The 6,513-nt window shown below is 39.0% G+C and carries 5 protein-coding genes, 1 pseudogene and 1 riboswitch; all 6 genes and pseudogenes read left to right on the plus strand.

Annotated features, from left to right (window positions below; genetic code table 11):
- Nucleotides 1-248: 248 nt before the first annotated feature.
- Nucleotides 249-674, plus strand: a complete 426-nt coding sequence (locus ACFO3P_RS20920; RefSeq protein ID WP_042533832.1) for a PH domain-containing protein — start codon at nucleotides 249-251, stop codon at nucleotides 672-674.
- A gap of 3 nt (nucleotides 675-677) precedes the next feature.
- Nucleotides 678-1,604, plus strand: a complete 927-nt coding sequence (gene cysK / locus ACFO3P_RS20925; RefSeq protein ID WP_193062070.1) for a cysteine synthase A — start codon at nucleotides 678-680, stop codon at nucleotides 1,602-1,604.
- Nucleotides 1,605-1,794: 190 nt separating this feature from the next.
- A riboswitch (Lysine riboswitch) is annotated at nucleotides 1,795-1,975 on the plus strand.
- A 252-nt stretch (nucleotides 1,976-2,227) separates the two neighbouring features.
- Nucleotides 2,228-3,109 (plus strand): 4-hydroxy-tetrahydrodipicolinate synthase, encoded by an 882-nt coding sequence (dapA, locus tag ACFO3P_RS20930; protein ID WP_042533835.1) that lies wholly within the window; start codon nucleotides 2,228-2,230, stop codon nucleotides 3,107-3,109.
- A gap of 171 nt (nucleotides 3,110-3,280) precedes the next feature.
- The gene (locus ACFO3P_RS20935) at nucleotides 3,281-4,504 is read left to right on the plus strand and encodes a DUF819 family protein (RefSeq protein WP_379542611.1); all 1,224 of its coding nucleotides are present in this window, start codon (nucleotides 3,281-3,283) and stop codon (nucleotides 4,502-4,504) included.
- Between the two features lie 268 nt (nucleotides 4,505-4,772).
- Nucleotides 4,773-5,867, plus strand: coding sequence for a CAP domain-containing protein (locus ACFO3P_RS20940; protein WP_042536219.1), 1,095 nt, complete (start codon nucleotides 4,773-4,775; stop codon nucleotides 5,865-5,867).
- Between the two features lie 410 nt (nucleotides 5,868-6,277).
- Nucleotides 6,278-6,412 (plus strand): annotated as a pseudogene (locus ACFO3P_RS20945) (DUF3189 family protein); the annotation flags it as partial.
- Nucleotides 6,413-6,513 lie beyond the last annotated feature (101 nt).

Here is a 6,513-nt window from a genome sequence, read left to right on the forward strand (position 1 = left end):
GAATACCCCTCTTTTTGCTTTTGTCTGTACTCTCTGTTTCGGATGAGAATGTACATAACCTCTAGTATATCTTCCTTTCTATAAAGCCTGAAATTATTTTTGTTCTTTTTAGAGAACATATTGTGAGTCAGTATAAGTTTTCCTTATTGTTAAAAAAATAACAGAAACGGATTGCTGAAGTTTGGTATAAAGTCATACAAAAGCTATAATAAAAGAAGGAATATTGTTCGAATGAATGGGGGAATTGAATGTATTTTAAATCAAAGAAGGATAAATGGATGGCAATCGTTCTCTGGGCTATTGTGATTAGCGGGGTGCTCATTCCCCTATTCAGGGGCCAGGTGATCAATGTAGCGATTATGCTGCTGTTATGCGGTATATTGCTCTGGTTCTGGTTCCGCACGGGATATAAAATTGATAGAGATCGGTTAATTGTTTATTATGGCCCTATCCGGCAAACGATTTATATAGAAAATATGGAATTGATTCTTCAATCTAAGATGCCGCTAATTGCACCGGCATTATCATTGGACCGTATCCAGATTCGAAGCGGAAAATATGATCTGATAGCTATTTCGCCCAAGGATAAGCTTGCTTTTGTAGAAGAATTGGCGAAGTTAAATCCAAATATTTCAGTAGATAAACGTTTATTAAAGGATGAGGAAGGAGAATAAAAAATGAGAGTAGCGGATAATATTACAGAGCTCGTGGGAGATACTCCTATGATAACACTAAATAAACTGCAGCCTGAAAATGCTGCAAAGATATATGTGAAACTGGAAATGTTTAATCCAAGCGGCAGTGTGAAGGACCGGGCTGCAGTGCATATGATTCATATTGCTGAGCAGGAAGGACTGATAAAGGCCGGAGATACGATTATTGAGCCGACAAGCGGAAATACTGGAATCGGATTGGCCATGGCTGCCTCTGCAAAGGGATATCAGGCGATTCTGGTAATGCCGGATAATAGTACGCAGGAAAGACGAAATCTTTTGAAAGCATATGGAGCCAAAGTGGTTTTAACACCAAGCAGTGAAAAAATGCCGGGCGCTATTCAAAAAGCATTAGAATTGCAACAAGAAATACCAAACAGTTTTATTCCACAGCAATTTAAAAATATAGCAAATCCAGATGCGCATCGTAATACAACAGCACTGGAGATTTTAAATGATTTGAATCATCAATTGGATGCGTTTGTTTGTACTGCGGGTACAGGAGGAACTGTAACAGGTACAGGAGAATCGCTAAGATCTTATATTCCGGATTTGCATATTGCTGTGGTGGAGCCTAAAGGTTCTCCCGTACTATCCGGCGGAGAGCCTGGTTCGCATAAATTAGTGGGAACCAGCCCGGGTTTTGTTCCTGAAATCTTAAACACATCGGTTTATGATGAAATCATTCAAATCAATGATGAGCAGGCATTAAGTTTATTAAAAGAGCTTGCCCAAAAGGAAGGCCTGTTTGTCGGACCATCAGGAGCGGCTGCTATTTATGCAGCTACAGAAGTTGCCAAGCGCATGGAACCTGAGCAAAAGGTGGTTTGTATCGCACCTGATACCGGAGAAAGATACCTGTCTATGGGTTTTCTGCAAGAGGAAGAATAGAGGGGCGGGGGAATCACCTATTTTTTTATTTTGCATAGTTTACCAGTAAAGAAACTTCATCATGTTTTTTTAACACCATGGAGGATGCGCACGCTGTAAAGCTTTTTTGGCTCTTTTGAAAAAACCTCTATTTTTCAATTGTGTTTCTCTGTTATTCTTGCTATAATACAGACAAATTCATTATTCATAGGTGAACGGTAGAGGTGCAAAAACCATTAGTAAATATGCTGAGACAGAATAGGCTGACGATGAAGCATATGGAAAGGGGAATTTGCCGAAGTATAATAAGCCTTATTCTTATTATACTGGTACTGGTATTGAATAAATCCAGTGCTGTCATATAGGAAACTATGTGGAGGGCTATCAGCTGAGAGGACATTAAGTGTTTAAGCAGCAGCGGTCTCCGTTGGTGCTTTTTATTTTGTGGAAATAATTGAAGTAATGCATGATGATAAGAGAAAAGGACCCTGAAAAAGTTGGAACAAACAATAATAACAAACAATAATACGGATTCTGCTTATCTTTATTACTTTCCACCCTCTAGTTTTTAAGGCACTTTACTTCGGTGCTATCCGTCTATTTTTCATCAAAGAATGTTGATATTATATAAAGGGTGTGTTGTTATGAATTTTGGAAAAGTGGTTACGGCGATGGTAACGCCATTTAACGAACAGCAGGAAATTGATTACGGGGCATTAGATCAGTTAATCGAGCATCTTATCGAAAATGGTTCAGACGGATTGGTGGTAGCTGGAACAACTGGAGAGTCACCGACTTTATCAGATGAAGAAAAACTGGCATTATTTTCACATACGGTACAAAAAGTAAATGGAAGAATTTCAGTAATTGCGGGCACCGGTTCTAATCAGACGAAAGGGTCTATTGCGTTATCACAAGCAGCTGAAAAAACTGGTGTGGATGCGATTATGCTTGTAACGCCTTATTATAATAAACCTTCTCAGGACGGTTTATATGAGCATTTTAAAACAGTGGCTGATTCCGTTCAGCTGCCGGTCATGCTATATAATGTGCCTGGCAGAACTTCTGTTGATCTGGCGGCAGATACCGTTATTCGTTTGGCTGCGGTTGATAATATTGTGGCGATCAAAGATGCAAGCGGCAATATGGATAAGATAACTGAAATGGCGGCCCAAACAGATGCAAGCTTTTCTGTATACAGCGGGGAAGACGCTTTGACCCTTCCGTCTCTTGCAGTTGGAGCTATAGGCATTGTTTCGGTTTCCGGGCATGTTATCGGCAATGAAATGCAGGAAATGATTGCTGCATATGAGCAGGGAGCCGTGAAAAAAGCTGCTTCCATACATCAGCGGATTCTGCCGGTCATGCAGGAAATGTTTGCAGCACCGAGTCCAGCTCCTGTAAAAGCAGCATTAAATCGCAATGGTGTCCATGTCGGCGGTGTTCGCTTGCCGCTGCTTCCATTAAATGATGAGCAGCTGCAAGCGTTAAACCATAAATTAGCGTTATTAGAGCAAGTGAAATAATCCTGTTGAAAACCTCTCTGACAATGGTTAGAGAGGTTTTTTTGATGGGGATTTTTCTGCATCATGATAGGTTAATTTCAAAAAAACACTCCACAATACCTAACAAATATTTAAAATGAAGTGGTAAAATATGATACATACAACCGAAAATAGAGAAGGGGCGGGGAGTGGATGAAAGAAACATTGATTCAAGCAGATGATAGCATTACGCTTTGGGGGATTATCATTATCTGGGCGTCTGTCAGTATTTTTTTAGAACAACGCTACAGCTGGGCTTCCAAGGTGACTGGGGCCATTATTGCATTAGTCGGGGCGATGGCTTTATCCAACTTTGGAATTATTCCCACAGAATCGCCGGTATATGATGCAGTATGGTCTGTTATTGTACCGTTAGCAATACCGCTTTTGTTATTTCACGTTAATCTTAAAAAAATATGGAAGGAAAGCAGCAGATTGTTGCTCATTTTCCTATTGAGCTCCATTGGCACAGTTGCAGGAACGATTATTGCATTTTTTACTTTACAGAATCACATACCTTTTTTAGACCAATTGAGTGGGATTTTCGGTGCTTCCTATATTGGAGGAGGCGTGAACTTTGCTGCTATGGCAGCTAAATTCGAAACCCCGGGGGAAATTATTTCTGCCGCTGTTGTTGCGGATAATTTAATGATGGCACTGCTGTTTATTATTCTAATGATGATTCCTGCACTTCATTTTATCCGTAAACGTTACCCGACGCCGCATGTGGAAGAGGTAGAAAAGAATCAATCGGATGATGATAAAACGTTGGCAGAAAGCTTCTGGAAAAGGAAAGAAGTTTCTTTGAAGGACATGGCACTTTCGATTGGAACAGCTTTTTTTTTAGTTATAGTTTCCTTAAAAATTGCCGAATTTTTTGCCGGGATTATTCCAAGTGGAGAAGAGGCTTCTTTCTTCAATAATCTGTTGAATGGAATTATCGGAGATCAGTATTTAGTATTAACGACGCTTACCTTTGTCGCTTTAGCAGTATTTCCAAATTATTTTTCCGGATTAAATGGCAGTCAGGAAATAGGAACGTATCTGATTCACATCTTTTTTGTCGTAATCGGAATACCTGCTTCTATCACGTTAATTGTTCAAACGGCACCATTATTGCTTGTTTTTGCATTTATTATTGTAGCAATCAATTTAACGCTGTCTCTTATTTTTGGAAAACTATTCCGGATGAGTTTAGAAGAAATCCTGCTGGCAAGCAATGCAAATATCGGCGGACCAACTACTGCAGCCGCGTTTGCGATTGCGAAAGGATGGAGGCAATTAGTCGGTCCGATATTAATTGTTGGGACACTGGGTTATATTATTGGAAACTACATTGGAACTTTCCTTGCAGTGTGGTTTGGGACCTTGATGTAGGAAGAATAGAAAATCCGTTTCTGTTATAAATACAGAAGCGGATTTTTTCATTTACGTTGACGTTTTCCTGAATAAAAAAGGTTTAGATTTGTTGAAAGTAATTTGGAGATAGTATAATTTATATAAGTCAGCGGGCTGACTATTTTTTAAGGGTTAGCCAAGGTTGATTTCGTAAAGAATAGAATAGCAGCGGTAATCCTTCTGCTGCATTAAAGTATTTAAAAAGGTTGGGATAGCTATTTTCAAGCGATTATTATTATTGCTGTTTATGATACTGTTAGCCATTTGGACAAGGCCTTTATGGGAAGACCCGGTCCGCGATGTCATCCCCGATGCTGTCAGTGATACGTTTTCCTCTGCAAGCGATTTTGTTTCAGAAGCGATAGATAATGACTTTTACTTCCGTCAAGTAGCAGATGAAGCAACTTCTTTTTTTCAATCCTTTACTGATTCTGAAACAGGCACCTCGTATGAACAAGTAGAAACACCGGAGCTCACTACTCCGGAGGAACAATCATTCTCCGTTGGCAATGTAGAGATAGGTGACACAAGAGGACAGGTGGAAGAAATGTATGGTGAAGCTAAGCGGCAAAGTGAGAATGAGTATGGAGTGGAATGGTTCACCTATCATGAAAACTATCAAAACTTTATGATGGTTGCTTATGATGAACAAGACATGGTGCGTGGACTCTTTACCAATCAGGATTTACTATCCTCTCAGCAGGGTATTGCCTTGGGAGATTCCAAGTCGTTTGTAAACGAGACATTAGGGGAGCCGGAAGAAATGATCCGCAATGGCTGGTTTAATTATAAAATTGAAAGCGAAGGCGAATATGATGTATATCATATGGATGGAACCTACGCAACCATTTTTTATGACCTGCATGAATCAGAAGAAGTAACAGCAATTCAGTTAATAGATGAGGATATGGAATCTGCCAAAAGCACCCTTTATACACCTGGCAGTGAGGCTCTAAAAGAAGGCTTGGAGTATCAATTATTTGATTTGACCAATGCAACTCGCGTAAAGCATGAGCTGTCTATTTTAGAATGGGATGAAGCAGTAAGAGAAACAGCGAGAAAGCATAGTACAGATATGGCCGCAAATCAATTTTTCAGCCATACTAATTTAGAAGGACAATCTCCTTTTGACCGGATGAAGGAAGATGATATTTCATTCTTAAGTGCAGGGGAGAACCTTGCATATGGGCAATTCAGCAGTGTTTTTGCGCATCAGGGATTATTGAATTCGGAGGGGCATCGAGAAAATATTTTACATCGGGATTTCAGCCATCTAGGGATTGGCGTGGACTTTAATGAAAGTGATCAGCCGTTTTATACTGAGAATTTTTTCAATAACTAATGGGGATGATTAAGTAAGTGCTTGTATCCATATGTATCTTTAAAAATCAATTGCGTAATCAAAAAGAAGGAATGCTTTCATTAAGAAAAACCAAGAACACCACTTAATCTTTTAAACACCGGTGTTATATGGAATTTGAATTATACGAAATCTTAAGCAAATCAATACATTTATTTAATGGGGTGAATGGTTATACGTTCATCCTCTTTTTATATGACCAGAGAATAAGCCATTTTGTTTTTCGAATGTTTGTTTAGGTATGTAATATGTATTCTTTTTTGGATTTAGATAATAATAAAGCTTGATTATCCATAACAGGAAAGTATTTCAAAACGGAGAGAACAAAATTAGAAAAGCAAGCATGAAGATTTCAATTGATTACGTGGTATTTCGGAAAGGAGAGAAGTAATTTGATTTATATATACAATGATTATGGAGGCACGCACACCACTTCACTTGCAGCAGCCTATCATTTAAAAAAACTACCTTCAAATCGAAAGCTGACCAAGGATGAGATACAAAGCGTCAGGTATTTTAATAAACTCAACTTTCGCACACTGAAATAGACATGTAACCCTTGATATAGTTAGGTAAACCTGCCACCCATTGCTGTACTTGATTTTTGATTAATTTTTGTATTGCTTTA

It is taken from the genome of Oceanobacillus aidingensis (assembly GCF_042654105.1).
GTDB classification, from domain to species: Bacteria; Bacillota; Bacilli; order Bacillales; family Amphibacillaceae; genus Oceanobacillus; species Oceanobacillus oncorhynchi.

Coding starts and splice junctions, on each gene's coding strand:
- cysK (WP_193062070.1), top strand. CDS start 678: ATGAGAGTAGCGGATAATATTACAGAGCTCGTGGGAGATACTCCTATG.
- ACFO3P_RS20940 (WP_042536219.1), top strand. CDS start 4,773: ATGATACTGTTAGCCATTTGGACAAGGCCTTTATGGGAAGACCCGGTC.
- ACFO3P_RS20935 (WP_379542611.1), top strand. CDS start 3,281: ATGAAAGAAACATTGATTCAAGCAGATGATAGCATTACGCTTTGGGGG.
- ACFO3P_RS20920 (WP_042533832.1), top strand. CDS start 249: ATGTATTTTAAATCAAAGAAGGATAAATGGATGGCAATCGTTCTCTGG.
- dapA (WP_042533835.1), top strand. CDS start 2,228: ATGAATTTTGGAAAAGTGGTTACGGCGATGGTAACGCCATTTAACGAA.